The 26,175-nt window shown below is 65.0% G+C and carries 18 protein-coding genes; all 18 read right to left on the bottom strand.

Annotation, left to right across the window (positions count from 1 at the left end; all coding sequences use genetic code 11):
- Positions 1–32: 32 nt before the first annotated feature.
- The 18 genes from ACLJEU_RS12350 to ACLJEU_RS12265 all read right to left on the bottom strand — a co-directional run bounded on the left by ACLJEU_RS12350 (position 33) and on the right by ACLJEU_RS12265 (position 26,096).
- Positions 33–1,271, bottom strand: a complete 1,239-nt coding sequence (locus ACLJEU_RS12350) for a glycosyltransferase (protein ID WP_414663046.1) — start codon at positions 1,269–1,271, stop codon at positions 33–35.
- Positions 1,268–1,846 (bottom strand): hypothetical protein, encoded by a 579-nt coding sequence (locus ACLJEU_RS12345; protein ID WP_414663045.1) that lies wholly within the window; start codon positions 1,844–1,846, stop codon positions 1,268–1,270. Before ACLJEU_RS12345 ends, ACLJEU_RS12350 begins: the two co-directional genes overlap by 4 nt.
- Positions 1,847–1,853: 7 nt before the next feature.
- Positions 1,854–3,071 carry a glycosyltransferase gene (locus ACLJEU_RS12340; protein WP_414663044.1) on the bottom strand — a complete coding sequence of 406 codons (1,218 nt, stop codon included), beginning with the start codon at positions 3,069–3,071 and terminating at the stop codon, positions 1,854–1,856.
- Positions 3,072–3,111: 40 nt separating this feature from the next.
- Positions 3,112–4,326, bottom strand: coding sequence for a glycosyltransferase family 4 protein (locus ACLJEU_RS12335; RefSeq protein ID WP_414663043.1), 1,215 nt, complete (start codon positions 4,324–4,326; stop codon positions 3,112–3,114).
- Between the two features lie 4 nt (positions 4,327–4,330).
- Entirely contained in the window at positions 4,331–5,668 is a 1,338-nt protein-coding gene (locus ACLJEU_RS12330; protein WP_414663042.1) for a glycosyltransferase family 4 protein, read from the bottom strand.
- Positions 5,665–6,966 (bottom strand): O-antigen ligase family protein, encoded by a 1,302-nt coding sequence (locus tag ACLJEU_RS12325; protein WP_414663041.1) that lies wholly within the window; start codon positions 6,964–6,966, stop codon positions 5,665–5,667. Before ACLJEU_RS12325 ends, ACLJEU_RS12330 begins: the two co-directional genes overlap by 4 nt.
- A 13-nt stretch (positions 6,967–6,979) precedes the next feature.
- Complete coding sequence (locus tag ACLJEU_RS12320) at positions 6,980–7,822, bottom strand: glycosyltransferase family 2 protein (protein ID WP_414663040.1); 843 nt, start codon at positions 7,820–7,822, stop codon at positions 6,980–6,982.
- Entirely contained in the window at positions 7,819–8,529 is a 711-nt protein-coding gene (locus ACLJEU_RS12315) for a CatB-related O-acetyltransferase (RefSeq protein ID WP_414663039.1), read from the bottom strand. The genes ACLJEU_RS12320 and ACLJEU_RS12315 overlap by 4 nt, the downstream gene beginning before the upstream one ends.
- Positions 8,526–9,962, bottom strand: a complete 1,437-nt coding sequence (locus ACLJEU_RS12310) for a lipopolysaccharide biosynthesis protein (protein WP_414663038.1) — start codon at positions 9,960–9,962, stop codon at positions 8,526–8,528. Before ACLJEU_RS12310 ends, ACLJEU_RS12315 begins: the two co-directional genes overlap by 4 nt.
- Positions 9,963–9,996: 34 nt before the next feature.
- Entirely contained in the window at positions 9,997–11,019 is a 1,023-nt protein-coding gene (gene gmd, locus ACLJEU_RS12305) for a GDP-mannose 4,6-dehydratase (RefSeq protein WP_414663037.1), read from the bottom strand.
- 178 nt (positions 11,020–11,197) lie between these two features.
- The gene (locus tag ACLJEU_RS12300) at positions 11,198–13,477 is read right to left on the bottom strand and encodes a GumC family protein (RefSeq protein ID WP_414663036.1); all 2,280 of its coding nucleotides are present in this window, start codon (positions 13,475–13,477) and stop codon (positions 11,198–11,200) included.
- 15 nt (positions 13,478–13,492) lie between these two features.
- A complete protein-coding gene (locus ACLJEU_RS12295; RefSeq protein WP_414663035.1) occupies positions 13,493–14,140 on the bottom strand; it encodes a polysaccharide biosynthesis/export family protein in 648 nt (215 codons plus the stop codon).
- A 5-nt stretch (positions 14,141–14,145) separates the two neighbouring features.
- A complete protein-coding gene (locus tag ACLJEU_RS12290) occupies positions 14,146–15,258 on the bottom strand; it encodes a hypothetical protein (RefSeq protein ID WP_414663034.1) in 1,113 nt (370 codons plus the stop codon).
- A gap of 49 nt (positions 15,259–15,307) precedes the next feature.
- Entirely contained in the window at positions 15,308–16,861 is a 1,554-nt protein-coding gene (locus ACLJEU_RS12285) for a sugar transferase (protein ID WP_414663033.1), read from the bottom strand.
- A 497-nt stretch (positions 16,862–17,358) separates the two neighbouring features.
- Positions 17,359–19,836, bottom strand: coding sequence for a DUF4838 domain-containing protein (locus ACLJEU_RS12280; protein ID WP_414663032.1), 2,478 nt, complete (start codon positions 19,834–19,836; stop codon positions 17,359–17,361).
- A gap of 52 nt (positions 19,837–19,888) precedes the next feature.
- The gene (locus ACLJEU_RS12275; protein ID WP_414663031.1) at positions 19,889–21,838 is read right to left on the bottom strand and encodes a phospho-sugar mutase; all 1,950 of its coding nucleotides are present in this window, start codon (positions 21,836–21,838) and stop codon (positions 19,889–19,891) included.
- Positions 21,839–21,895: 57 nt separating this feature from the next.
- Positions 21,896–24,574: a heme-binding protein gene (locus tag ACLJEU_RS12270; RefSeq protein ID WP_414663030.1), complete on the bottom strand. Its 2,679-nt coding sequence runs from the start codon at positions 24,572–24,574 to the stop codon at positions 21,896–21,898.
- Positions 24,575–24,620: 46 nt separating this feature from the next.
- Entirely contained in the window at positions 24,621–26,096 is a 1,476-nt protein-coding gene (locus ACLJEU_RS12265; RefSeq protein ID WP_414663029.1) for a sulfatase-like hydrolase/transferase, read from the bottom strand.
- Between the last annotated feature and the right edge of the window lie 79 nt (positions 26,097–26,175).

The following is a 26,175-nucleotide window of genomic DNA, read 5'->3' as shown; positions in this document are numbered from 1 at the left end:
TGGATGCAAACGGCAGCGCGACGGAGTACGTGCTAGGACAGCGGCGTCACCCGCGTCCGCACCGAACTGCTGCGGTAAAGATCGTAGACGGCACCGTAGCAGCGTTCGGGCGAGAGGCGCTCGATCGCGAAACGGCGATGATTGCTGTCGGTGAGTTCGCGTGTCACGGCCTCGAGCCAGTGCCGGGTCTGGGCCGTGCACGCGGCGACATTCTCCGGCGGATACGTCCAGACATGCGAGAGTCCCGCGCGTCCAAGGTCGGACATGCCAGGGCACGTCGACGCGATCACGGGGAGGTTGCAGGCCATCGCCTCCAGAAATACAAGCGGCCAGCCCGCCTCGTAACGCGACGAGACGAGGACGCCATCGACCGCGTGATAGAAACTCCGCGGGTCGTCGACGTAATCGAGGATCCGCACCTGCGACCCGTAGCCGAGCCGGGCCGCGAGCCCCAGCAGGTAACTCTTCCACTTCCCCCATCCAAGATGCAGGAACATCAGCCGCGGATTCTCCGCGCACAGTGGCGCCACCGCCTGATACGCGGTCTCGGGATCCTTCTGCCAGCACATCCGTCCGATCGTCGCGAGGACGATGGCGTCCGCGGGAATTCCAAAGCGAGCCCGCGCCGCGCGCTTCTCCTCCGCGGTCGCGGGTTTGAAACGCGCCGTGTCGACGGGGTTGTGGATCACGACCAGGCGTTCGCGCGGAATCCGGAGCGTCCGCAGCGCGAAGTTCGCTTCATCCTGGGAAATCGCAATGGTATGGCCCCACTGCCCGAGAATCCGTTCGATCTGATTGAAGAACCGCACCCGGAACCACGGCGGCTTGGCCATGCCGTAGTAGGCGTGCGGGGTGTAAAAGCAGCGCGGATGCCGGAACAATTTCGCGACACCGCGCGCGAGCGCCCCGGCCTTCGAACTGTGCGCGTGAATGACATCCGGCCGCACCCTTCGCACCAGCGCCGCCAAGCGCAGAAAGGCGAGCACGTCGCCGGGCTGCGGAATGTTCGATACGCGCAGATCACGGACCTCACCGCCCGCGCGCCGAACCCGCTCCACCAGTTGCTGCATCGCCGCGCCACTGCGGCACGACGAGTACGCGAGGTGCACGCGGTTTCCCTTCTGCAGAAAATACTGCACCAGGCCTTCCACATGACGGAACACCCCGTCGAGTCCCGGCTCGACGACGATGAGTACCTTCAGCGGCCCGGCGCGATTGCTCGGGCGCGGCGCCACCGCCACCTGCTCGGTTGCAGCTCCTTGAAGTTTCATACGGAGCGGGCGGCCACGAGCGGTTTGCGATCCGGATCGGAAAGCAGTGATAACGTATTCATCTTCCGGGCACGGCGCCGCGTCCGAATCCACCCGCCCGCTTCGATGGCGCCCCAGGCCGCAGCCACTCCGGCCCAGCTCCAGGCGATGTCCTGCCACTCGACCATGCGCACCGGCACGAAATATTCCGCCAGTTCAAGCACGGCGCCAAACACAGCGAGGGCGAGCGCGGACCAGGCCCGGATTCCCAGCCTCGGCGCGGCGAGGAGAAACGGGCACGACAGGAGAAAGTACGCGGGCAGGTTGCGAAAGCGACCGTGCTCATCCGCCCACCGGCCGACGGCCTCTGGCATCCATGGCACCGTCGCCAGCCGCCCCGTGCTGCGCCAGCTGAGATAGATGGCGCAGGCGCAGCCCACGACCCCCACGGCCACCGCCAGCAGTGCCGGTCGCCGGAGTGCGCCCCAGCCGTTCATGCGCGCCGGAATGCCGGCCCGCCACGTTGCGAACCGGGAGATCCGCAGCGAGGGCGCGGCGCTGGCCACCGCGGAAGAACCCGAGGGCGAAGAGGGCATGGCGGGTTCAGGTCAGGGCCACCCCTGATCCGCGGGACGGCCACGGATAGTCCGCGAAGAAACCCGGGTACTCGGTTTCAAGATACGCCTGCACCTCCTGCCGGAAGCGGGCAGCGCCGAGATGATCGACGTTGGCCCGGCACGCCAGCGGTGAGAACGTCGGCATCGACTCGAAGCGCTTCATCACCTTGACCATCGAATCGACCGTCTGCGCCTCGAAGAACAGCCCGGTCACGCCCGACTTCACGGTCTCGGTCGCTCCGCCTTCGGCAAAGGCAATCACCGGCGCACCGGCCGCCTGCGCTTCGCACGGTGTGATGCCGAAGTCCTCGATGCCGGGAAACAGCAGTGCCCGGCAGCGTTCGAAGTGATCCTGCACCACGCGATCGGACTGCCAGCCGAGGAAGGTGACGTTCGGCGCCGCGCGGCGCTTCAAATCCGCCTCCTCCGGCCCGGCCCCGATCACGATCAACCGGCGACGAAGTTGAGTGCATGCTGCCACCGCCAAATCGACCCGCTTGTACGGCACCAGTGCCGACACCACCAAATAGAAATCCTCCCGGGGGCGCGTTGGATCGAAGCGCTCCACATTCACCGGCGGGTGAATGACGACGGACTCGCGACCGTAGTGGCGGCGAATGCGCGCCTGCACGCAGCGGGAATTGGCGATGAAGCGATCCACCCGCTGCGCCACGCGCCGGTCAAACCGCCGCAAGCGCGGCAGCGCCGCGGAAAAAAGCCAGCGTCCCAGCCGATTCCCATGCGAAGACGATTCCAGATACGAGTCCTCGAGTCCCCAGAGATAACGGGGCGGCGAATGGCAGTAGCAGACGTGAATCGCCTGCTTCGGAATCGAGATGCCCTTCATCATGCTCGCGTCGCTGGTGAGCACGAAACGGGTTTCCTTGGGCAGGCGCATGCTGCGGACCAGCTCGGGAAAGAACGGCAGGAGATTTCGAAATCGCGCCTTCACCCACGGCCAACGCTGCAACACACTCGCGTGAATCGGATGATCGAGGAGCGAGGGCGGAAGGTTCTTTTCGTTGAAGACCAGGATGAAGATCGGCGCCGTGGGGAAGATCCGGCCAAATTCATCGAGCACGGCCTCTCCGCCGCGAAAGAACTCCATCCAATGATGCGCGAGCGCAATCCCGTGGTCCTTGGCCGCGAACGGAGTCGGAGTGCCGGTTTGGGTCGAATCGTGAGCGGAGCGCGAGAAACTCATGGTGATAGTCAGTGCGTGTTCGTTTGTATCGTCGCTGCCGTTACGGTGCCGTGGCTTCAGCCCGGGCGCGCGCGAGTTCCTCCCGCAGCACGCCCTGCGTCGCACGGGCTGTGAGGTTCCACGAGAAAAGCGCGGCGCGCCGCCGGCCCCAGTCAGCCATGCGGACGTGCTCGGCCGGAGGCAGTCGCCAGAAATACTCGAACCGTTCAGCCATCCGGCCGGGATCGCGCGGATCAAAATAGACCACGCCGCCGCCGTCGCGGTGATCGTCGCCCCCGATTTCCGGCAACGCACCGGCCTGCGAGGAGATCACCGGACAGCCCGCGGCCATCGCCTCCAACATGGGCAGCCCGAACCCTTCATAGAGGGATGGAAACACCAACGCACCAGCGCTGGCGTAGATCTCGCGCAGCTGGGCGTCGTTCACCTTGCCGTGGAGGCGGATCCACGGGGTCGTGCGCAGACGCGCCTCGGTCCTGGCCTCGAGGCCCGCACGAAACCCGCCAGCCTGGCCAATCACGTCCAGCGTAACCGGACGCCGCGTCCGCGCGCGCACGATCTCGATCGCATCGAGCAGCCGGCCGAGATTCTTGTGCGCCTTGAGATTCCCGACGAAAAGCAGCCGCTGCGCGTCACGCGCGTGGGCGGTGCTTGCACCAAGCCAGTCGTCACTCACGCCGTTCGCGACGACTTCGATGCGATCGCGCCGCACACCCGCATGCCGGACGAGTTCATGGGCGGTAAACTGCGACACCGCCAGGATCCGCCGCGCCTTCCGCCGGACGATCCCGAAATAGAAATGCGCCGCCAGTCGCTGTGTTACCCGGGGAAACGCCTCCTTCAACACCAGCGGCGCGGCGTCATGCACCGTGGCGACGAGCCGCGCCGGACAGCGCCACGGCAGGTTGTAGTGCGGCACCCAGTACACCGCGGACGACGGTAGGCCTGCCGGTAGAAATTGTTCGCCGAGGCTGTAAATCGAGGCGTCCGTGGCGATGAACTCCGATCCCGGACGTGCGTGCTTCAGCCACTCCCGCTGCTCCGGAGTGTTATGGACATAGGCTTCCGTGCCCTCCTCCGGGGCGGGCCAGCGTGAAATGATTTCCCGCAGGTACCGGCCGATCCCGGACGCGAACAACATGCGCGCGTCCACCACCAGCGACGGATACGGCCGCTCCAAGCGCCGGGCCTTGCTCCGGTCGTTCGCGTCGACGAACTGCGCGCCAAGCGGGGCATTGTTTTCGAGCGTGATCATGCGTTCAAAGCGTTCGCTGAAACACGCCTTCCCTGCTTGCGGAATCGCCCACCGGACGGCCCGTTCCCATTGCGGTGCGCGGCGCGATCAGCCGCGAGTACAACGCAATCCAGCGGTCGGCAATGGGGTCCGGAGCGAAATCCGCCGCGAATTGCCGGCAATCGCTCCGCATTGCGTGCAAGGTGGCGAGATCAACCTGACGCAGGCGATCCACGAGCTCGACCGGCGCCGTGGGCTCGAACGCCCAGCCGGTTTTCCCCTCGACGAACAGTTCGGTCAGGCCGCCACGCGTGGCGACAATCACGGGCACGCCATGCGTAGCCGCTTCGATCACGACGCGACCCATCGGCTCGTGCCAGAGCGAAGGCACGACGAGCACGTCAATCGCGTCCAAGAACGCATTCGCCGGCGTGTGCCCGAGAAACTCCACGGCGTGGCCGCCGGCAGCCGCACGCAGTTCCGCTTCGAATTCATCCGTGCCGCGACCGGCAATACGAAGTACGGCGTCGGGCCGGCCCACCTGGGCAAAGGCTTCGATCAGTTGGCGCACGCCCTTGGTGGGATGCAACCGACCCAAATAGCCGATGCGGAGCCGGCCGGGTTCACTGGCAATCGGCGTTGTCTGCTCCACCGGCGGAACTGCCCCATAAATCACGTCAAACGTCCGGGCGCCGCCAAAATACCCGAGACGGCGATAAAGGTCCCTCGTGTAGCGACTGTTCGCCACGACATGCTCCACGCGCTGACTCCGCTGCCGCGGAATGGCCGTGAATGGTGCGCAGCTGAAACAGGTGCTCTCACAATTGCAGCCATCCTTGAACCGCGTCGCGGCGGGACAGGTCAGTTGGAAGTCATGCAGCATCTGCACGTGCGGCAAGCCGAGGCGCCGAATCGCATCCCACGCGGCACACGACCATCCGGGCAGATTTTCCGTCTGCACGAGGTCGGGGCCAATCTGCCGTAATTCGGACTCCAGCAGCGAACCCGCGGCGGCGTTATAAACATCCACGACGTGCCAGAGCGCCCGCGTCACTGCGGGTGCCCGGTGCTCCTGGCTCAGGCAAGAGGCGAAGTGCGGCGCAGGCAGGGCGTGACATTCGACGCCGCGATGAACCTGCCGCTCGGGCTTCTTTCCGTCGTGCAACGAAATCACCGAGACGCGGATGCCCCGCTGCACGAGTGACTCAGCGTGATGCTGCAGTGAATGCTCCGCCCCGCCCCGCATCCGCGGATAGTAGAATGTCGAGACAAACGCCAGGTGCCGGGGTTGACTGGCCCGCGCGGCGGAATCCACCGTGGCTTCGGGTCGGGATTGATAGGCGATGGCGGACGGCGAGATCATTCCGGCAGGCGTTGATCGGTGAGCCACACGAGCCCCATGCCGAGAAACAGCGAAGCGATCGCCGCCTCGATACCGTTGAGTGTCAGTCCGACCGCGAGAAATGCGCCGACGATCATGATCGCCGCGCGCCGCTTGGCGCTGAAGGGGATCTGCGCCCGCCAGGCCTGGAACGGTATGAAAGCGACGAATACGCCGCCGACGACACCGAACGCGCCCCACAGGTAGACGAAGAAGTTGTCACCGGGATTAAAGATGTCGGGCTCGAAGAACTGCTGGCCGACGCCGATGCCGCCGAGCCCGCGGCCCATCACCCAGCTCGAGTCCCGCTCGGGCAGCGCAAGGCCGTCGGGCCACGTCTTGGTGGCGCGCTCCTCAAACGACGAGACCGATGTGACACTCGAGGAATCGGCCAGTCCCGCCTTGTTCTTGAAGTAGTAGCCAGCGGCGAACGGCACGCTCACGACGGCAGTTGCCAACACCAAGATCGCCAGTTTCGAGAGTCGCTGCGTGGCCTTGAGCGAGATCACGAGCGCGTGCAGCCCCACGACCACTCCCAGTGCCAGCAGCGCGCTGCGCGATAGGGTGAGATAAATCGCGGCCGCCGTGATCAGCCAGATGAGCAGCGCCACGGCATACCGTCGCGTCATCGTCACGACGATCGTGCCGAAGAAAAGGCATTGCAGCGCGGCATCAAACGACGCCCGGCTGAAACCAGGCACCCGGTTGGTTTCGCCGATGGTCCATTCGCGCGAGCTTTCCAGCGCGACGCCACCGACATCGTAAATATGTCCCACCCACGGCGCGTTCCACACCGAAGTCAGGCCGATGCCGGCCACCGCAGCCAACCACAGCACGCCGCACGCGCGGCGCAGAAACTTCGAGTTCACGTCCGCCGCCGCGCCCACCACGGTGCCGCACAGCAGCGGCAGCCACGTCTTCGCCGCGAACAACGGCTGACGAATGTCCGCGAGAATCACCACGCCGACCGCCGTTCCCGCCGCCAGAAACGCCAGCACGAGCAGAAACGGCCCGTTGCGCAGATTGGTCAGGCCGGCGTTGAGCGCGCCCAGCAGCAGAGCACCGATGAGCAGCACGTCCTTCACGTAAACGATCCACGGCCAGCCGGCCTGCGCGGCGTAAAAGCGCAGCGCGCCCTCAAACGTGCTGATGGCGAGAAAGCCCACGACCAACGCGACGATCCATTGGGTGAGAAAGCCGGAGAGCGCCGTGACGTTGTCGGCCGGACGGATCTCCTCCGCGAGATTGTCCGAAGTGGCGGTGATGGCGAAGCGGTTCATGGCGGTGACGGAATCATGCCGGCTTCGGCGCCGCCGGCTGCAGCCGCGTCAGCCGGCGGCTCTTGGCCGCACGAATGGCTCCGGCGAGCCGACGGCCCAGCAGGCGCCGCAGGCCGAGTTTGAATTTCAGGCGCAAGGCGCGGGTCGCAATGCCCACCCAGTCACCCGCCCCCAGTCGCGAACCCCGATTCACGTGCCACAGCGTGCGATGAATGATGAGGCTGTGCACCACCCACGCCGATGCGCTGCTGCGGCCGCCCAGTTCGAAGACGGCGATGGGGCCGGGCACTTGGTCGAAGCGCGCGGTTTTCATCGCGCGAAGCCAGAAGTCGTAGTCCATGCCCAGGGTGAGTCTCGCGTCGTACGGTTGCGCCTGCGCGAGGCCGCGCGGCACGAAGGCCGACTGATGATTGATCGGGTTGTCCCACGCGAAATCCTCGAGCGCGGCCGAGGCGCGGTGCAGTCGCTGCACGCCCTCGTGGCTGGAAATGAAATCGCCGAAGTAGATCGTCGGCTCCGTCAACGCCTGTTGGGCGATGTGCGCGGCGACCCGTTCGAGCACGTCGTCCGCGGCAAACACATCGCCGGCGTTCAGGTAGCAGATGAAGTCGCCGCTCGCCTGTCGCGTTGCCTTGTTGAAGGCGTCGGCAATCCCGGCGTCCGGTTCGCTGACCCACCACGTGACCCGCCGCCCGCAACGCGCAATGACCTCGACCGAACCGTCGGTTGAACCGCCGTCCACCACGATCTGCTCCACGCCGGCAAACGTCTGGGCGTTGACCGACTCCAGCGTCCGGCGCAAGGCGTCGGCGGCGTTGAAGGCGATCGTCACGATGCTGAACAGCGGCTTGCTCATGCGTTCGACGTCACAGGCAGCGGCGTGTTTTCGGTTCGAGCCGGCTCAAGCAGCCGCAGAAGATTCTCCGCGTCGTTGAAATGCGGCGCGAGCCGGGCGATCTCGGCAAAGTCCCGCTGCCACCAGGCCGTCGCCAGCAGCCGGGCCACCGTGTCCTCGTCGAAGCGATATCGCAGCACGCGCGCCGGCACGCCGCCGACGATCGCATAGGGCGGGACGTCCTTCGTGACCACGCTGCCCGCCGCCACGACGGCACCGTGCCCGACCTTTACGCCCTGCAGAATCAGCGCGCCCTGCCCGAGCCAGACATCCGATCCGATCTCAACCAGCCGGTAGCCGGCGAACCGGCGCACTCCGAACTCCTCGAACCGGTCGCGCTCGACGAAACTGAAACCGGCCTGCTGCCGCGTGGAAAAGAAAGCCGGATGGGTGGAGACGAAACCTGTGGTCGGATGCGTGCCGATGACCGTGACCACCTGCGGACCGACACTCGAGAACCGCCCGATGCGCGTATCCGAGAGAAACGCACGCTCGGCGAGATAGGTGCCAAGGCCCACCTGGGAGCGAATGACACGGACCCCGCCGGCCAGCGCGTTCCTGCCTTCAAACACCGATTCGCGGTCACAGTAAGCCGATCGCTGCACGCGCACGCCCTGCCGCGCCAGCGCGCGTCGACGGAAGAGGAGAAAGGCAAGGCGCGACATCATGAGGAGTGGGAGGCTCGCAACACGTCACTCGCACCCCGGCGCAGATAGAGCGCGTATTCGGCGTAGAGCAGCGGGATGGCGACGAAGCCGTTCAGCACCAGTAGCGCTCCGATCAGTCCCTCGAGGCCGTAGCGGCTGGTGGCAAACGGCAGGACGGTGAACACCGAGATCACGCAGATCACCGCGAACAGCGTTTGCAGGCGCAGGCGCGCGAGGCCGTTGGCGATGTAGGCCAGTCCCTGCACCACGCAGATGAGCGCGACATGGCTGGCAAAAAGCAGCACCACCAGCAGCGACGGTGCGAGGTCGGCGGAGCGCGTCAGGAGTGGGTAGAAAATCCGCACCGCCACCACCACGGCGACGAAGGCGATGGCGCCAAACGCGAGGTTGGAGCGCAACAGCCGGCGGAGCGTGCGCCGCAGCCAGTCCGTGTCCCCGCCATGCAACGCCTCGGTGATCGCAGGCCACACTTGATCGAGAAACATCTGCTGCAGTTGCTGAAACGGCAGGCTGAGGCGCGACAGCACACTGTAGATCGCGGCGTGCACCGGTGACGACAAGGTGCCGAGCAGCACCAGCGGACTTTGCGCGAGCACGGCCGCCGCAATCTGCGGCAAAACGTACTTCGATCCCTCGCGCAGGGTGCGCACACCGTCGCGCAGGTCCACCGGCCCAACCAACGACAGGCCGGGAATTCGCCGCGTGAGGAGAAAAAAGCCGACCCCTTGCGCGGCAATCGGAGGAATAACCGTGAGGGCGACAAAGGTGTTGAAGTCGATGGCGAACCGCGCAGCCGCGACTACGGCGATCAACGTGAAGGCGCTTCCCGACGAGGTCGCCACGCCGGCAATCCAGCCCTGCTGAACACCAAACGCCATGCGGGAGAACAAGCCCAGCGGCAAACCAAGCACGAAGGCGCCGGCGATGATCAGGAGCACGCCCTTCAGATCCACCGCGCTGAAGCCCGCGCCGCTGAACACCGTTGCCGCCCAGCCGGTCTGAACGATCGCGAGCGCCAGCAGACCGAACAACACCAGAGAAATCCCCAGCAATGCCACCAACGCGGAGCGCAGACAGGCCGCGGATTGATCGAGCTGCCCGCGGCCCATCATGGCGGCGACGCGGTTCTGCAGTCCGATGCCAATGCCGAAATCGAAAAACGACAGCATGCCGACCGCGCTGGTCAGCGTCATCCACACGCCGTACCGCTCGGCGCCCAAGTAGCTCAGTGCAATCGGAATGGTCAGCAACGTGCACCCCATGGCCACGACCCGCGAGCAGATCGAACCGCCGGCTGAAACGAAGATGCGCCGCCAGCGTTGCGCGCCGCGGTCCGTGGCCGATGGATTCCGCAGCGCGGCCCACCAGCGAAGCGCACGCCCGCTCCATGCCGGCTTGATCGTTCCCGAAAGCGTTTCAGCCGTATCAGGCATCTGGGTGCGGGTTCAGCGCGGCGTGGTCCAGACGTCAGGCGGCGGGCCGCAGCCGCGACACCTGCAACTCGTGACGAGCCAACTCGAGGTCGTGTTCGACCATGATCTTCACCAGTTCCTTGAACCGCACCTTTGGCTCCCAGCCCAGCTGCCGCTGCGCCTTGGCCGGGTTGCCGATCAGCAAGTCCACCTCTGAGGGTCGCTCGTACCGGGCGTCGTACTTGACGTGGCGTTCCCAATCGAGACCGACGCAGGCGAACGCCTCCTGACAGAACTCCCGCACACTGTGGGTCTCGTTCGTCGCCACAACATAGTCGTCCGGTGCATCCTGCTGGAGCATCAGCCACATCATCTCGACGTACTCCTTCGCGTAGCCCCAGTCGCGTTGCGCATCGAGGTTGCCGAGGAACAGCGAGTCCTGCAGGCCCATCTTGATCCGGGTCGCGGCCCGCGTGATCTTGCGGGTGACGAACGTTTCTCCGCGCCGCGGACTCTCGTGATTGAAGAGAATGCCGTTGGACGCATGCAGCGCGTACCCTTCCCGATAGTTCACCGTCAGCCAGTATGCGTACATCTTCGCGCAGCCGTAGGGCGAGCGCGGCCAGAACGGCGTGGTCTCGGTCTGCGGGACCTGCTGCACCTTGCCGAACATCTCCGAGGACGAGGCCTGGTAGTACCGCACTTTCTTCACCAAACCGGCCTCGCGAATCGCCTCGAGAATTCTCACGGCCCCGACGCCGTCGACGTCACCGGTGTATTCGGGAATGTCGAACGACACCCGCACGTGGGATTGCGCGCCGAGGTTGTACACCTCATCCGGCTGCAGCTGGTACAGCAACTTCACCATCTGCACCGAGTCGGCGAGGTCGCCGTAGTGCAGGAAGAGCCTCACGCCGTTCAGATGCGGGTCGCTGTAGAGATGATCGATCCGGCTCGTGTTGAACGTCGAGGAACGGCGGATGACGCCGTGAACCTCGTAGCCCTTCGCAAGCAGGAGCTCGGCGAGATAGGATCCGTCCTGGCCGGTGATTCCGGTGATGAGTGCGCGCTTTGGCATGGTTGAAAGAGGTCGTTGATCGCTGCGGAAAAATTACTGGACGGCGTGACTCCCGTCCGGCCCCGGGCCCGCGTTGCGAGTGGGAGCCAGCGGGAGGAACACCGCGGTTTGGTTGCGTTGCGCACGGCGCGGCGTTGACGAGGGCATCGAATCGACGCGGCGTGTTCGCACCCGGGGTTCAGGAGCGCACCGGCGACGCCGTGGGCGGAAGCCCGCCGCCACCCGGCCCTGACCCGCGCTTCTTGGGTTTTTCGCCGTAGGTGTATCCCTTGGACGCGGCGTGGTAGGCATACGCCAGTTTCTTGTTGGCATTGCGCGGTGAGAAGCCGTTGAGCACGAGCCCGCGGAACGACTGGCGGGCGCGACTGAAGTCCTCAATGACCTTCCGCACCTGCACCACCGGTGCGACGCCGCTGCGCGCAACCATGAGCGCGTCCGTGGCATAGCGCGCCAGAACGAGGGCGTCCTGGAAGACGCCGGCGGGCGGCGTATCCACGACTACAACATCGTAGCGCGCCTTCAACTGCTCGATCAGCATCTCCATGGATCTGGCCACGATCAGGTGGCCCGGCTGCGCCTCCGAACCACCGGCCGTGATGAGGTCGGTGCCATCGGGCAGCTTGCGCAGGTGGAGCACCGAACCCTCAGCCAGAAGCCCGTCGAGCGGGAAACCGCTGCGGCCCCACGTAAGGACACCACCCTCCAGCGACACGCCGTGAAGCGCGTGCTGCGCGGGCCGGCGCAGATCGAGATCGAGCAACACGGTCCGCTTCGCGAGGCGTTGATACGTGCTGGCCAGATTGGAGGCGATGAGCGACTTGCCCTCGCCGGGCAGCGTCGACGTCACGAGGATCACCTTCGGGTAACGTTGCGAGGCATTGATCTCGAGATGGCCGGCGATCGCGACGAAGGACTCCGCCGTGACGACGTCGACGCTGTCCCGCACCACGTGAGCGCGATCTTCCTTCCGCATTTTCAGCGTGGGAATCGCACCGAACATGGAAAGGCCGAGGACCTGCTCGAGATCCGAGGTGGCGGACACCCGTTCGTCGAGGGTGCTGGCCACCAGCGGAGTGATGATGAAGGCCGCGAGCGCCAGGCAGGCCACAAAACCAGCATACATTACGCGCTTGGGCACGCGGGGTTTTACGAGGTACGCGGGATCGACGATCTGCATGAAATCCGCAGGAAGCTTCGAGGAGATCGAGGCCTCGCCGATCTTCCGTTCGAGTTCGTTGAGCGTGATTTTTTTCGAGTCCACGCCCGCGCTGAGGATTTCGTAGTTGCTCGCAAGCTTCTCGATTTCGATCGAACTCTCGAAGGCGGCGTCGAATTCCTTCTTCACCAGTTCCTCCGTGCGCACCACCACGGCGAGCTGCGCCGCCAGGTCCTGCACGGCGACATCGAAGTTGCGCTGAATCGCGGCCTGGATGCCCTTGATCTGGGAATCCACATCCCGGAGCTTCGGATGATTGGGACCGTAGCGGCTGGCCAGCATCGAGCGCTGCGCAAACTGGCGATCCAGTTCCTGCCGGAGGTTCTCGTTGTTGGCGAAGCCGGCCAGGAAGGCGTTGTCCCACGGATACTCGGACTTGCCGCGATCAATGGAGGCCTGGCGGAAAATCGTTTCCAGATTCACCCGTTTGATCCGGGTCTCCGTCAGACTCACATCCAGCCGCTTCAGGCGTTCCGCGAGGATGCCCTGGTTGTCGCTGCGCGAAATGATGCCGTTCTTCTTCCGGAAATCCAGCCGGGCAGACTCAACTCGGGCGATGTCGTTGCGAATTACCTCTGCCTGTTTCTCGAGAATTTCGAACCCCTGCAGATTGGCCTCCTTGAACTCCAATTGCACGTACGAGAGGTATTCGTTGGCGATGCGATCAGCGACCATGATGGCCGTGGCGGGCACCAGGTGAGTGACACCGATGGTGTAGTACTCGCGTCCGCGCTCGCGCTCGATCGAGATCTTGCGCTCGAAGAACGTCTGGAAGAAGTCGTCATCCGCCTGCTCGCCCGGCTTCAGGTAGGGCGCAGCAATCTGCTGCTTCTGTCCCGCGTCAAACGCCTGGAGCAGACGCGACCGGAACTTTCGGCTCGTCATCATCGAGAGATGATTGCGCAGACTGTTTTCCCGCGCCTGATCGCCGCCGGCGTCGGCGCGCGTACCGATGACCTTGTCGAGCGTGCTTTGCGCGAGCATTGCGGTCTGCGCGGTGAACTCCACCGGACGTTTGAAGAGCACGTAGCCCGCGGCGCCACCGAGCAGCAGGGCGCCGATAAATCCCCAGTACCACTTGGAGCGGATGATGAGCAGCCCGCGTCCGAGGAGATCGAGAAGGTCCTTGAAGGAAAAGTCGTCGCGCGCCGGCGGACGGTTGGCGAAGGCTGCGCCGGTGGCCGCGAGCGCCGGGCCGTGGTTCCCGTTGCGTTGCGGCGAGAGTGTAGTGTTTGAATCCATCGAAATAGGCATGGCTTAGAATACGCGCTCCGGGACGAACACGATGTCATCGGGCAGGAGCCGGAATTCCTGGTCCTTGGTCTTGTCGTCGAGATACGACGCCACGTTGATCGTGAAGGAGGTTTCCCTGCCATCGACCGTCCGCATGACGCGCACGGCATCGGTCCGTGCCACGCGCGTGAAGCCGCCAGCCCGCGTGATGGCGGTGACGATTCCGATCGTCCCCCGCTCCACCGCGAAATCGATCTGGTTTGGATTGTTGACCTGGCCCAGCACCGAGATGCTGCGCGGCGCGTACGCCTGAAACGATAGGATCACCTGGGGTTTGAGATAAAACCCGCCCTCGCGATATCGCTTCTCCATCAGCGATTCGCTTTCGCGCAACGTGAGTCCGGCGACCTTGACCGCGCCCAGCAGCGGCACCGAAATTTCACCGGCCGATGACACACGCTGCACGAGCAGCGAGGCCTCCTCGTCAAAGACCTGGAACTGGAGCTGATCGCGCGGCGCGATCCGGTAATCCCCGACCGTCGCCTCCGACCGCAACTCCGCGGCGCGCAACGCAGGGCCCGGCGTGAGCAGGGAACCGGTGCTGACGGCGAGCAACGCAATCAGACGCAGGCTGCTCGGGCGGAGAAAAGGAAGTAAAGAGGCGGACTTCATGGTGGTTAGAAACGATAGGAGCTATCGAGCGTGAACACGTAGCGATTGTACTGCCGCTCGCGTACGTCGGAGTCGTGCGTTCCGGCCATCAGGCCCAGACCGACGCGAAACCGGTTCGACGGTGCGTAGGCAAACTCAGTGCCGCCCTCCCACGAGTAATCGGTGCTCTGTTTCACCTCGCGCCGGAACACCGTGCGCGTCGGACCGCCGCGCAGCGTGTATTGCCAGCTGCCGACGATCACGTTGGTCAACGAGAGGAAAGCCCGGCCGGTATCCACCGCCTGTCCGTCCGGAGCGTAATCAGCGCCGCTGTAGGCAGCGAGGACGACGGTGCGCCGCGGGTTGACGCTCCAGGTCAGATCGGCGCCGGCCACCGGCAGGGTGTAGCGATTCGTATATCCACCTTTATAACGCACATGGCCAACTCCTGCATAGGCGTTGCCCGTGATCTTCGGCGTGATTTCTCCGCGAAACTTACCCGTAAAATAGAATTCATTGCTGCGTACAGGTGCCGCCCCCAATTCGCGCCCGTTCGGCCGGGATCGGCCCCGGGCGAAGCCAAGGTTGACCGATGTTTGCAGACCAGGACGCTTCTCGTACGCGAGACCGGCAAACGCCCGCCAGCGGCTGTTGCTGTTGAGGGTGCGCTCCTCGTATTCGTCGACGTAGGCGTCGACATCGCCGCGGAGCCCGAGCTTACCACTCAGCGAAACAAAACCTTCACCCGTGATTGATGCCCGGTCGTGCTGCACGCGTTGACCGAGATATTGATCCGGCTCAGAGGTCCGCTGCCACGCAACGATCGACCTGTAGAGCGGGAACACATCGGGCGCGAACGGGTACCCGTACGTGGCGGAGAACAGGAGATCCGTCTGCCCGGGCTGCCGCCCGTTGATGAACTCCGACGCCGTGATCGCCGTGTCCACGTGGAATTCCGTGCCCGAGTTGCGACGAAGGAACGACAATTCCGGCCGCGCCTGCACGAACATGTCGCCCGGACCGTCACGCGCCAGCGTGAGGTTGGAGTCGTAGCCCGTGGCGCCCGAGAGCTTGCCTGTGAGGGCCCAGTCCTGCGACTGCCAGATCGCGCCCCAGGCAACCGGAACCAGTGCCCCCATCGCGAGCAGATAGACACCCGCGCGCCGCGACCTCCGACCCGTTTTCGGTTCAGTGTGCATTCTTGTTGTTAAAGATGGTCGCAAACAGGCAGTAGAGATCCAGAAACAGGCTCCAGTTCTCCATGTAGTAGAGGTCGGCCTCGACCCGCTTCCCGAGGTCGGTGTCACCGCGGAGGCCGTGGATCTGAGCCCAGCCCGTGAGACCGGTGCGCACCTCGTGCCGCGCGTTGTAGTTCGGAATCTCGTCCTTGAATTTTTCGATCAGCTCGGGCCTTTCCGGACGCGGCCCCACGAGGCTCATGTCGCCCTTGAGCACGTTCCAGAACTGAGGCAGTTCATCGATATTGTATTTCCGCATGAACGTGCCGATGCGGAGCCGTCGCGGGTCCTCGCGCTTGCACCAGACCGCGCCCGACTGCGCTTCCGCGTTCATGCGCATGCTGCGGATCTTGTAGATTTGAAACACCTGTCCGCTGCGGCTCGTGCGACGCTGCCGGAAGATGATCGGGCCGGGGCTTTCGAAGTAAACGAGCGCACCAAAGAAACCGATGATCGGCGCGCTCAGGCCCACGCCCACGAGGCCGCCGACGATGTCGACCACGCGCTTCAACACGCGGTTCAAGGTGCGATCGAGCGGCAGCTGGCTCACGCTGAGCAGCGGCACACCACTGAGCGCCTGAATCTGCAAGCCGGAGTTCAGCGCGGGAAAGTATTCCGGCACCATCTGGAATCCGATCATCTCGCGTTGGCAGAACGTGATCAGATTCTGAATCTCCCGCGCGGGACACGACACTTCGGAAAGAATGATGGAGTTCGCACCGCAGCTCGCAACCAGCTCGGGCAAACTTGAGTAGTCGCCCAGCACGGCGAGTTCGGGCGGCGGCTTGCTGGCAAAGCGTCCGCCGGGCAGCGGCACGCAGCCGATGATCTCGCTCAACTGCGCGAGATCCCGGCGCATCGACAGGCGCAGATGCGCGGCCTTGGCGTTCCAACCCACCATGATGACGCGTGAGCTCGCGGCCTCACGCAGCCGCGGCTGCATCAGAAAGACAAAGGCAATGAGGCGCCACAGCGTGAGCGTCAGCACCAGCGCAACCGCACAATAGACCACGCCCAGCCGGGGCGTGAAGTGTGCGATCTGGAACAATCCGATGCACGCCCACACGACCACGGACCAGAGGATCGTCGAACGGATCAGGTTCTTGAACAACCGCTGCATGCGGTAAATCGTGGCCACTTCGTACGTCTTGCCGGTGATCATCAGCCAGACGAACACCGCACCGCCGCCGACGGACCAGAACGGGATTTGGGAAACCACGAGAGCGCGGTTCTCCGCCGTGAACAACGAGCCGAGTCGTTGCCATTCGCGCAGTTCCAGTCCGACAAAAATGGCCAGACACGCGGCGAGGAAGTCTCCCATCAACAGGACGGCGCAGATCCGATACGCCGCCTCGCGGGGCGAGGAAGGCGCGAACGGTGCCGCGGCGGGTGCGCCTACACCGCGGGCGTCAGCCGGCGGTGGCTCCGGCGGCTTCTCGAAGGGCAGGACGTCACGAACCGGAAAGAATTCCTGCCGTTCGGCAGTGGCGAGTGTTGCGCTCATAGTTTTCAACCTGTGAAACCCGCTGTAACCGGTCGGGCGTTTCCGGGGGGTGGAAAACCTCGCTGCTGGCGGACGAGGGCAACTTTGCTGAACGTGGCATGGGATGGCGTTGAACTGTTCTCTCTATAGAGGCTTTGGTGTCCTGCAAATCACATGCCACACTATAGACAGTCTCCATATATATCCGTAATCACAACTTTCCCATCGAGGCGCGGCCCTTCCATGAAATTACTTCACTCACGTTCCGGCGCAGCATGGGTTCTCAGCAGTGTTCAGGTTGATATGGTTGCATCCGGCCGCGACGCGGTCGTGCGGCTTCGTGGAACGGGAACGGCCCGAGTTGTTCCCGCGTCACCGAAATGTTTCCCGGCGGATTCATTTCGAAATTATTCTGGGGGAATCCCCGATTCATTCGTGCATGATGCGGCCGCGCACGCGCACGCTGCGATGATCACGCCATTCGCCCGACTCCAATCCGCCGCAGCCGGGCGATCGCGCTACGGCTGCAGCTGACGCAACGACGCGGCGGAAAATTCCGCGAAGTCGTCGTCCAGCTGATTCAATACGCGCAACCCGATGCCGACATAACGCGCCTGCGGCGGGGCCCGCTCCACGACAACCAGCGTGCGCGTTTGCACCGCGGCCTCCGGCGACAGCCGATCAATGCGACCGAGGCCAAGATGCCGGTGCTTATCATCAAGAAAATTCATGATCAGAAACGTCGCGGTGCCGGGACTCGATTTGGCCCGGACGTCGACCTGCGCGAGACAGAGCGTTCCCGCGGTTACGGGCAGCCATTGCCCGATGCCTTCCGTGCGAGAACCGGCGAAACGAAGGGTGCGACGACCGTCGCGTTCAGCACCAAGCGCAACGCGTCGACTCTCCCAAGGCTCGCCACTCCCCTGCCACGCATTGTCCGCTTCCGTCCAATCAAACACCGCCGGACCGACGACCGGGCGAATCGTCACCGACTTCCAGTCGCGATCCTGCAACGTTTCGACGCCCCGCGTCAGCACCCGCTCCACTTCACCCGGCGTGGCGCCGAGATGCTGCCGCGTCAGATCACCCGCGCCCTCCAGCAGCGTCCGACCTGCCGGCGTGCGCACCAACTCCCGCGCTGCGCGGCTGTCCGGATGGTGACGGAAGTAGATCGCGAGGTCCTGTGTCGCGACTGCGAACGGCTGTTCGCGTAGCACGTCGCGGTAACGCTCCTCGAACCGTGCGCGTCCATCGCGATACTGCCGCCACGCGGCCAGCAGCTCGCCGGGACTCACACCCGCAGTGATCATCCGGTTCAGGCGATCGCGTGCGGCGCTGAAGGCCCAGAATTGCTCGCTCACGGAAAATCCCGCCGACGCAAATGCGACGCGCGCGCGCACCATCTGACTGCGTGCCAGCCGCGCCGCCTGATCGAGCAGCGTCCTGAGTTCCACCTGGCGGGCCGCCGGATAAATCGTCGACTGATCATCGTCGCGAAAATAACGCAGCCACCGCGCGGGCCCGGGTTGTTCCCGCCACGTCTGATCGCAGAGCGCAAAGAAACGTTCCATGGGGCCGGCCGCCTCGGCCCAGAACTCACGATAATAAATCGCCAGCAACTCGGAGGGGCTGCGCTCGGGCGCCCAGAGCAGTTGCGCAGCGAGCCAGGGCTTGGGTCCGTCGAGCGCCCAGTTGGGCACGGTCTCGGCGAAAAACGCCCGGACGCCCGCACGATGGTGAAACGGCAGTGTCTCCGTCACGGCGTAGAGCGTCGGTCGCGGAATCAGGAACGGCGCGCCGTAGAAATAATCGTACACGCCGACCACCTCCGCGCCGGATTTGCACCAGCGCTCAATCAGGGCGCGATCCTCCGCGGCGAATTCCGGGTGCATCCACTGGCTGCGGTCCGCCGTGAGGAACGGCACAATCCGGCGCGCCACGGGAAACGTCGGAACATTCTCACACCAATAATAGGCGAAGGCGGGCAGCCAGCGATCGGGATGACGCTCGGCCACGCGCGCGGCGACGGCATTGGCGAAGCCGAACACCAGATCCGAGTAGTCCGGCCGCTGGCGGAAATAGCCGCGGGGCGCGACCGCCGCGAGGGTGCCGGCGGAGTCGTCGTACCGAATCGAGTCGTTGATGCTGAGCGAAAACGACCCTCGCTGCGGATTCACGTTGAACGCCCGGATCGCCGTTGCCGCCGCGTGCTCGATCGTCGCGACAGCGCGGAAGTCAGGTTGCCAATTCTGATCGCCGGCGTCGGGCAGAAAGCGCTGGCCCGATCGCATCGGCGCCATCTCGGGACGGCGCTGAAAATCTTCCGGCCGGAAAATCGTCACGAGGTTGTGCCCGATCTCGAAACGCGATTCGAGGCGGTTGCGAATCGCCCAGTCGCGGCCTTCCTCGGGACCGAGACTGAGATCGCGCGAGATGAAGCCGGGGCGCGCGATCGCCTCGCCCGCCGGCAGGATGAGTTCAGCGCGGACCGGCACATGCTCGCCGAGCGGGCCGGGCATGAACCAATGCGCGCCCGACGCGCGCTCGAGCCACCAGCTCGCCGCCAGCTCGATGGACTCGCGCCGCTCACTCTTCACCTCCACGGCTCCGGCCCGCACCCGCGATCCGACAGCGGTATCGAAGGGCGCGCGTGCCGGGGCCTCGATCAGGAATGTGCCGCTGCGAAGCGTCGCGCCGACAAACACCGCGCTGCGCGGTCCGTCCGCGCGCTCGGTCTGGATGGGAAACTGCGCGATGGGACGATCCGCGGCCTTGGCCAGCGTCGCCTGAATCAGCTCCGCCGCGCGCCGCTCCTCCGGGATCGCAGCGGCCGGCACGACGATGACGCGCTCTTTTTCAGCAGCGGAAAACAGTGTGAACGCTTCTACTGAAACGCCGCGATCACGCCCGGCGACCTCCGCGCCGCGCACTTCGCTCACAATGAGAACGACCGCCAGACAGGCAGCCGCAGCCCTTATGCCAACGGATGCAATCACGGAGCGGAGAGAGCAGGCAGGACGCCTGCGCTCCCGGCTCCACCGGCTGGACTCAGCCTTCAGCACGGGCTTTCGCGTCCGCCTCGATCAATCGGTTCAAGGCTTCAAGCGTCGCCTTCACGCGCGCCTTCACCGCAGGCAGCTCGGCGGCGTTGGCGACCTTCTCGTTGGCGAAGAGGTAGAACTTCATCTTCGGTTCGGTGCCGCTGCCACGCGCGGCGAACGAGTAACCGTTGGCCAGCGTCACGAGATAAAGATCCTGCGACGGAATCGTCTCACCGTCGGCATCGACCACCTTCTCGCGGCCGAAGTCCTGGAACTTCGCCACGGCTACATCACCAAACGCCTTCGGCGGATTCGCCCGGTAGGTTTCGAGGATGCGCTTGATCTTCGCATTCCCGCTCGCGCCCTCGTAGTAGATGTTGATCACACCCTCGAGGTAGAAGCCGTAGCGCAGATAAATTTCGTCGAGATATTCGGGGACGGTCAGGCCGCGTCCCTTCACCCACGCACAGAGCTCGGCGAACATGAGGCAGGCGGAGTTGCCGTCCTTGTCGCGCAGGTAGTCGTTGGGCAGATAGCCGTAACTCTCCTCGGTGCCGAACACGTAGAAGGTGCTGTGCAGCTGCAGCAGCCGCGCGCGTTCCGCGAAGGGCGTCGCGTCGTAGTCGAAGGCGGGACCCATCGCGCGGCGCAATGCCGCCTCGTAGCCGCCCATCTTCGCCGCGATCCATTTGAAGCCGGTGAGCGTATTGATCACCTTGACGCCGTGACCGCGGCCGATCGCGTCCTGGAGCTGCGTCGTAACGAAGGTCTTGATGATGGCGGCGCGGGACGAGCCCTCGCGCGGAATCCAGCCCAGCTCCTTGTATTTTGAAATGCGATACTCCGCGAGCAGCGACCCGATCTGATTGCCCGTGAGCAACTCGAGTTTGCCGGCGCGGTTCCGCACCGCGCAGCCCATGCGATCGGCATCGGGATCGGTGGCCAGCACAACGTCGGCGCCCAGCTTGTCCGCCAGCGCGACGGCGCGGGCGAGCGCCTCGGCGTTCTCCGGATTCGGCGACTTCACCGTCGGGAAGCGCGCGTCGAACGCGAGCTGCTCGGGGACGGTGTGCACGTCGCACCCCGCCTGTTCCAGCAGCGGCACCGAGTGGATCGCACCGGTCGCGTGGATGTTCGTGAACACCACCTTGAGCTTGGTCTGCTTGAACACGGCGGGATCCAGCACGGCCTTGGCCGCGACCGCCCGGTAAGCCGCGTCTTCAGCGGCGCCGAGCGTCTTCACGCCGGCGAGATTGGGCGTCAGGAACCGGCCGAGCGCCGACAGCGGCACGGCGTTGACCTCGGTGACGATGCCCTTGTCGTGCGGCGGCACCACCTGGGCGCCGTCCTCGAAGTACGCCTTGAAGCCGTTGTCGTGGGGTGGATTGTGGCTGGCGGTGATCACGACGCCGGCGTGGGCGCGCAGGGAGCGCACTGCAAAACTCAGCTGCGGCGTCGGCCGCGGGCCGTCGAAGATGTACGCTTCCCCACCGAGCTGCGTCCAGGTCGACGCGGCGAGATCAGAGAAGTGACGCGAGAAATGCCGGACGTCGTACGCGATCACGAGGCGCGGCTTGGAAGGGTCGGGTTTCTGGGCGAGGTACTTAGCCGTGTAACGATACAGGCCGACCACGGCGCGAATCAGCGTGAAATCGTTCAACACGTTGCTCCCCATCGCGGCGTGCTCCGGCGAGCCGCGTTCGTCAAGCCGGCCTGTCTCCGCCGCGGTCGGCACGACGCCAATCGTGCGACCGCGCATGCCGCCGGTGCCGAACTCGAGGAACCGATAAAACCGATCGTTCAATTCGCCCCACGCGGACTTCGCCACGAGTTCGTCAATGCTCTGGCTCGCCCACTCCGGCAGCGAAACAGCCAGGAATGCAGCGATGTTTTCCACGGTGGCCGGCAACAGGTGGCCGGCCCGCGCGGCAGCGGTGATGCGATCGAGGGTGGTCATGGATGAGTCGCGTGACGGTACGAAGGAGACGTCGCCGGGCGATGATTTTTTCGCGGCTTACTTGCGGAAGCGCGCGTCCTGCGGATTTCCGCCGGACAACACATACGCCGCGAGATCGAGGATCTCGTCCTGCGTGAGCCGCGCGAGCAGCATCGGGGGCATGCTCGAAACCTTGGACGGTTCGATGCTCTTCACCTCCTTGCGATCGACCTGCACGCGCTGGTCCGGGTTGCTTGGGTCCTCGTTGATGGTGACAAAGTCACCGTTGAGATTCACCACCGCGCCTGTGACGGTTTCGCCGTTGTTCTTGGTGAGAACCGACGGAACGAACTGCTCATTGATTTCCTTGCTCGGGTTGAGCACCTGATCGAGGAAGTCGCGCGGTGAATAGCGTCCGCCCGCCGAGGTGAGATCCGGACCGGTCATGCCGCCCTCATTGCCGAAGCGATGGCAGGCAAAGCACGCGGCGGCGCCGAACATCTTGCGGCCGGTTTCGAAATTGCGGCCCTTCATGCCGTTCTCCGCCGCGGCCCCGAGTTCATCGAGCTTCCAGTCGTTGAACGGCCGGCCGGCAAAGACGTAGCTGAGATTCTCGATCACGCTCATCGCCTTGGGTTTCTTGTCGAGCATCGCGGCCAGCGCCGTGCGCTCCGCGGGCGTGAACGTGGCGACGGCGTCGGTGCGGATGAACTCGATGAATTTGGAGAAACTCGAGCCGCCGCGGTAATTCGCCGCCTTGAGGAACCATTCGAGGTACGCGGTGCGGGTGGCGTTCGTCCAGCCCTTCTCCAGCTTGCGGAGCGAGCGGGCGTATTCGATCTGCTCCTCCTGCGTGGGGGCTGCGGCGATCAACGCGATGCCCTTGGCCGCCACCGTTGGCGATTGCAGGAACACGAGCGTCTCGCACAGCAGCCAGTTCAATTCGCGGGTCTTGGCGGGAAACAGCGGATCCAGTTTCGCCACCAGCTTCGCATTCACCGCGGCGTCGAAGGGGCCGAAACGATGCAACGCGATCTCAAGCGTGCGCACGAGCGCAAGCTGGCGCTCGGCGTCGAGCGGCGCCCAGTCGGTGTCGGCCAGGGCCAGCACGATCTTGCGACCCAGCGCGGTGTCGACCGGTGCGTTCGGCGTGGCGCGGTGCGAAGGACAAACGCCTGCGGCACGAGCGAGCGCGAGCAGCGCCTCGACGCGCAGGGACGGGTCGCGTTCAGCCAGCGCGCGATCGGACCAGGTCGCGAACGGCTGATGCTCCAGCGCCGTGCGGGCCGCCCAGCGGATGAAACGATCGGCATGGGCGAGATGGGGCCAGACGGCATCGACCGCGCGAGGGTCGCGTTTGCCGTGCCAGGCTTCCAACTCATGGCGCAGCGAACGCAACGCGCTCGGCGCGCCCTTCGTTTCGACCGCGACGGTGGAATCGGTGCCGACATAGGTGACACGATACAGACCCGACTGCACGCGCCGGCCGCCGATGGCGAAGTACATGGCGCCGTCGTTCGGATGGATGATCGCATCGGTGAGCGGCAACGGCGCGCCGGAGATGAACTCCTCGCGCACGGCCTTGTAGGTTGCGCCGTTGGGCTCGAGGTGAATTGCGTGCAGCTTGCCCCAGCTCCAGTCGAGGACGAAAAGCGCCTTCTGATAGCGCGCGGGGAATTTCGCGCCGTAGCCAAACGTCATGCCCGTGGGCGAGCCCGGCCCGATGTCGATCACGGGCGGCAGGTTGTCCGCATAGAACACCGGGTACTTGCCCGCGCCGTTGCGCCAGCCGTAGTCCGCGCCGCTCACGACGTGGTTGATGCGCGTGGGACGGTACCATGACGTGTTGAAGTCATACTCCATGTCGGCGTCGTAGGTGAACAGCTCGCCGTCGCGATTGAGTGCGGCGTCGTAGATGTTGCGAAAGCCCGTCGCGACGGCCTCGAACGTCTTGCCATCGGGTGTGACGCGATAGATCGCGCCGCCGGGAGCGAGCACCTCGCGCATGAAGCCGCGGCCATCCGGCATGCGCGGCAGCAGGTGATCGTCTCCCCAGAGCTGTGCCACCGGCGACGACGGCGCGATCTCGGTGAGCTTGGCGCCGTTACCACACACCAAATACAGGCCCTTGCCGTCCGGGGTGAGCAGCACCGCGTGGACGCCGTGGTCACCACGCGCGGTGATGGCGCGGAGCAGTTCGACCTTGTCGAGCTTGTCGTCGCCATCGCTGTCGGAGATGCGGTAGAGGCCCGACGGAATCTTGGCTTCGTAGTCGTTTACGCCGACATACAGCGCACCGAAGGCCCAGAGCATGCCATTGACGGCCCGAATCTCGGCGGGGACTTTTTCCACCGCGGATTCGTTCAACGTCTGGCCCGGCGCCGGCGGCGTGAAACGATAGAGACCGCCATACTGATCGCTGGCGTAAATCCGACCCTTGGGATCCGTGCACAGATTGACCCACGAACCCTGCGTGGCGCCGGGCACCGAGTAGATCAGTTCAACCTTGAAGCCATCCGGCACTTTCAAGCGGCTGACCGGCGTCGCCTTGTTCTCGCCAACGACCGGACCCACGGCGGTCTGGCGCGCCGGCGCGGGTGCTTCGGCGGCGCCGGCCTTCGCTTTCTGCGCCTTGCCGCGCTTGGTGTCGGGCGTCGCAGGCGCGCCGGTCTCGGCGGCCGGCGCGAAGCCCGCCGCGACAAAGGATAGGATCAAGCAGGACAGCAGGCGCGCGAAGCGTCGGTTGGTGGGGAGCATGGGATAGAGGTTCAGATTAAAATAAGAAGTGAGCGTCGGAGTAAAGTCACGGTCCGCGGCCGCCGCCCGGATTCCAGAGCGGCGCAATCATACTCTTGTCGATGGCCTGCCAGGCAGCGACAAGTTCGTCGCGTTTTGACGGCTCGGCGGCGCTGAGATCCTTTTCCTCGGCGACATCGCGGGCGAGGTTGAACAGCTGCCACGATTGGTCGCCGCGCCCGCGGTGAATCTTCCAGTCGCCGGCCCGCAACGCCCCCTGCGCGCCCACGCGCCAGTAATGCTGCGCGTGAATCGTACTGGTGTCCTGCCCGCGCAGATACGGCAGCAAATCCACGCCGTCGAGATTCGCCGCGGGTGTGCCGCCGGCGGCGACCACGGCCGTGGGAAAGAGGTCGAGCGCACTCACCAGGCGCCGCTCCTCGACGCCGGCCGGCAGCCGGGATTTCCACTGCATCATCATCGGCACGCGGATGCCGCCTTCGAGGAGCTGACCCTTCTCGCCGCGCAACGGCCGGTTGCTCGACGTGAGTTCGCGCGTCGGTCCGCCGTTGTCGCTGAGAAACACGATCAGCGTTTTCTCCTCGAGACCAGCGGCCCGCAAGCGCGCGACCACGCGACCGACGCCGTCGTCGAGTTGCGCCAACATGGCGGCAAAGATGCGCCGCTGGAGGTCGGGAATGTGCGCAAAACGTTTCAGGTACGCATCCGCGCCCTGCATCGGGCTGTGCACCGCGTTGTAGGACAGATAGAGGAAGAAAGGCTGGGACGCGTGCCGGCCGATGAAGGCCTCCGCTTCGCGCGTGAGGGCGTCGGTCAGATTCGCCCGTTCATCGACTGGCTGGCTGTCGCGGAGCAACGGGTTGTCGGCGTTGTAGTCCGGCTCGAAGTTCGCGAGATGCGTGCTCCAGATCACGCGTCCGTCCGGCGAGGTCCAGCGGCCCTTGCCGCCGTCGGGCAGAGTGCGCCGGCGCAACCACGTGACGTGTCCGTCCCACGGTGGCGGCACATACGAGTGGCCCTCGTGCAGGAAGCCGAAGAACGTGTCGAATCCGCGGCGCTGCGGATGAAAGCGCGCGTGACCGCCCAGATGCCACTTCCCGATCAGGCCGGTCGCGTAACCGGAGTCGCGCAGGACGTTCGCCAGCGTGCGCTCGCCCAACGGCAGCCCGACGGCCGGATCGACGTTGGCCGCGCCGATGGGATTGTTCTCAAAACCGAATCGCGTCTGGTACCGCCCGGTGAGCAGCGCCGCGCGTGAAGCGGCGCAGAACGGGGCTGTCACATAGCCGTTGGTAAACCGCACGCCCTGCCGCGCGATCGCATCCAGGTGCGGCGTGGGCACATCGCGCCCGCCGTAGCAGCCGAGTTCGCCGTAGCCGAGATCGTCGGCCACGATGAGCACGACATTGGGCCGATCGGCCGCGGCGATCAGCGGGCCGGCGACCACCGACGCCAGCGCAATCACAGCCAATCGCAGGCGGCGCAGCAGGGAGTGAGTCAGCTTGCGGGACAAAGAGGGCACGGGGTAAACACGGCGGGCCCAGATGGGACGTAAGAATCGGCGTGCAGCGCAACCACGGATTGCGTGAAATTCTTACGCC

It is taken from the genome of Terrisphaera buseokensis (assembly GCF_047521145.2).
GTDB lineage: Bacteria > Verrucomicrobiota > Verrucomicrobiia > Opitutales > Opitutaceae > ER46.
Note: the sequence above shows the minus strand (reverse complement) of the source record. Positions and strands in the feature narration are given on the sequence as shown.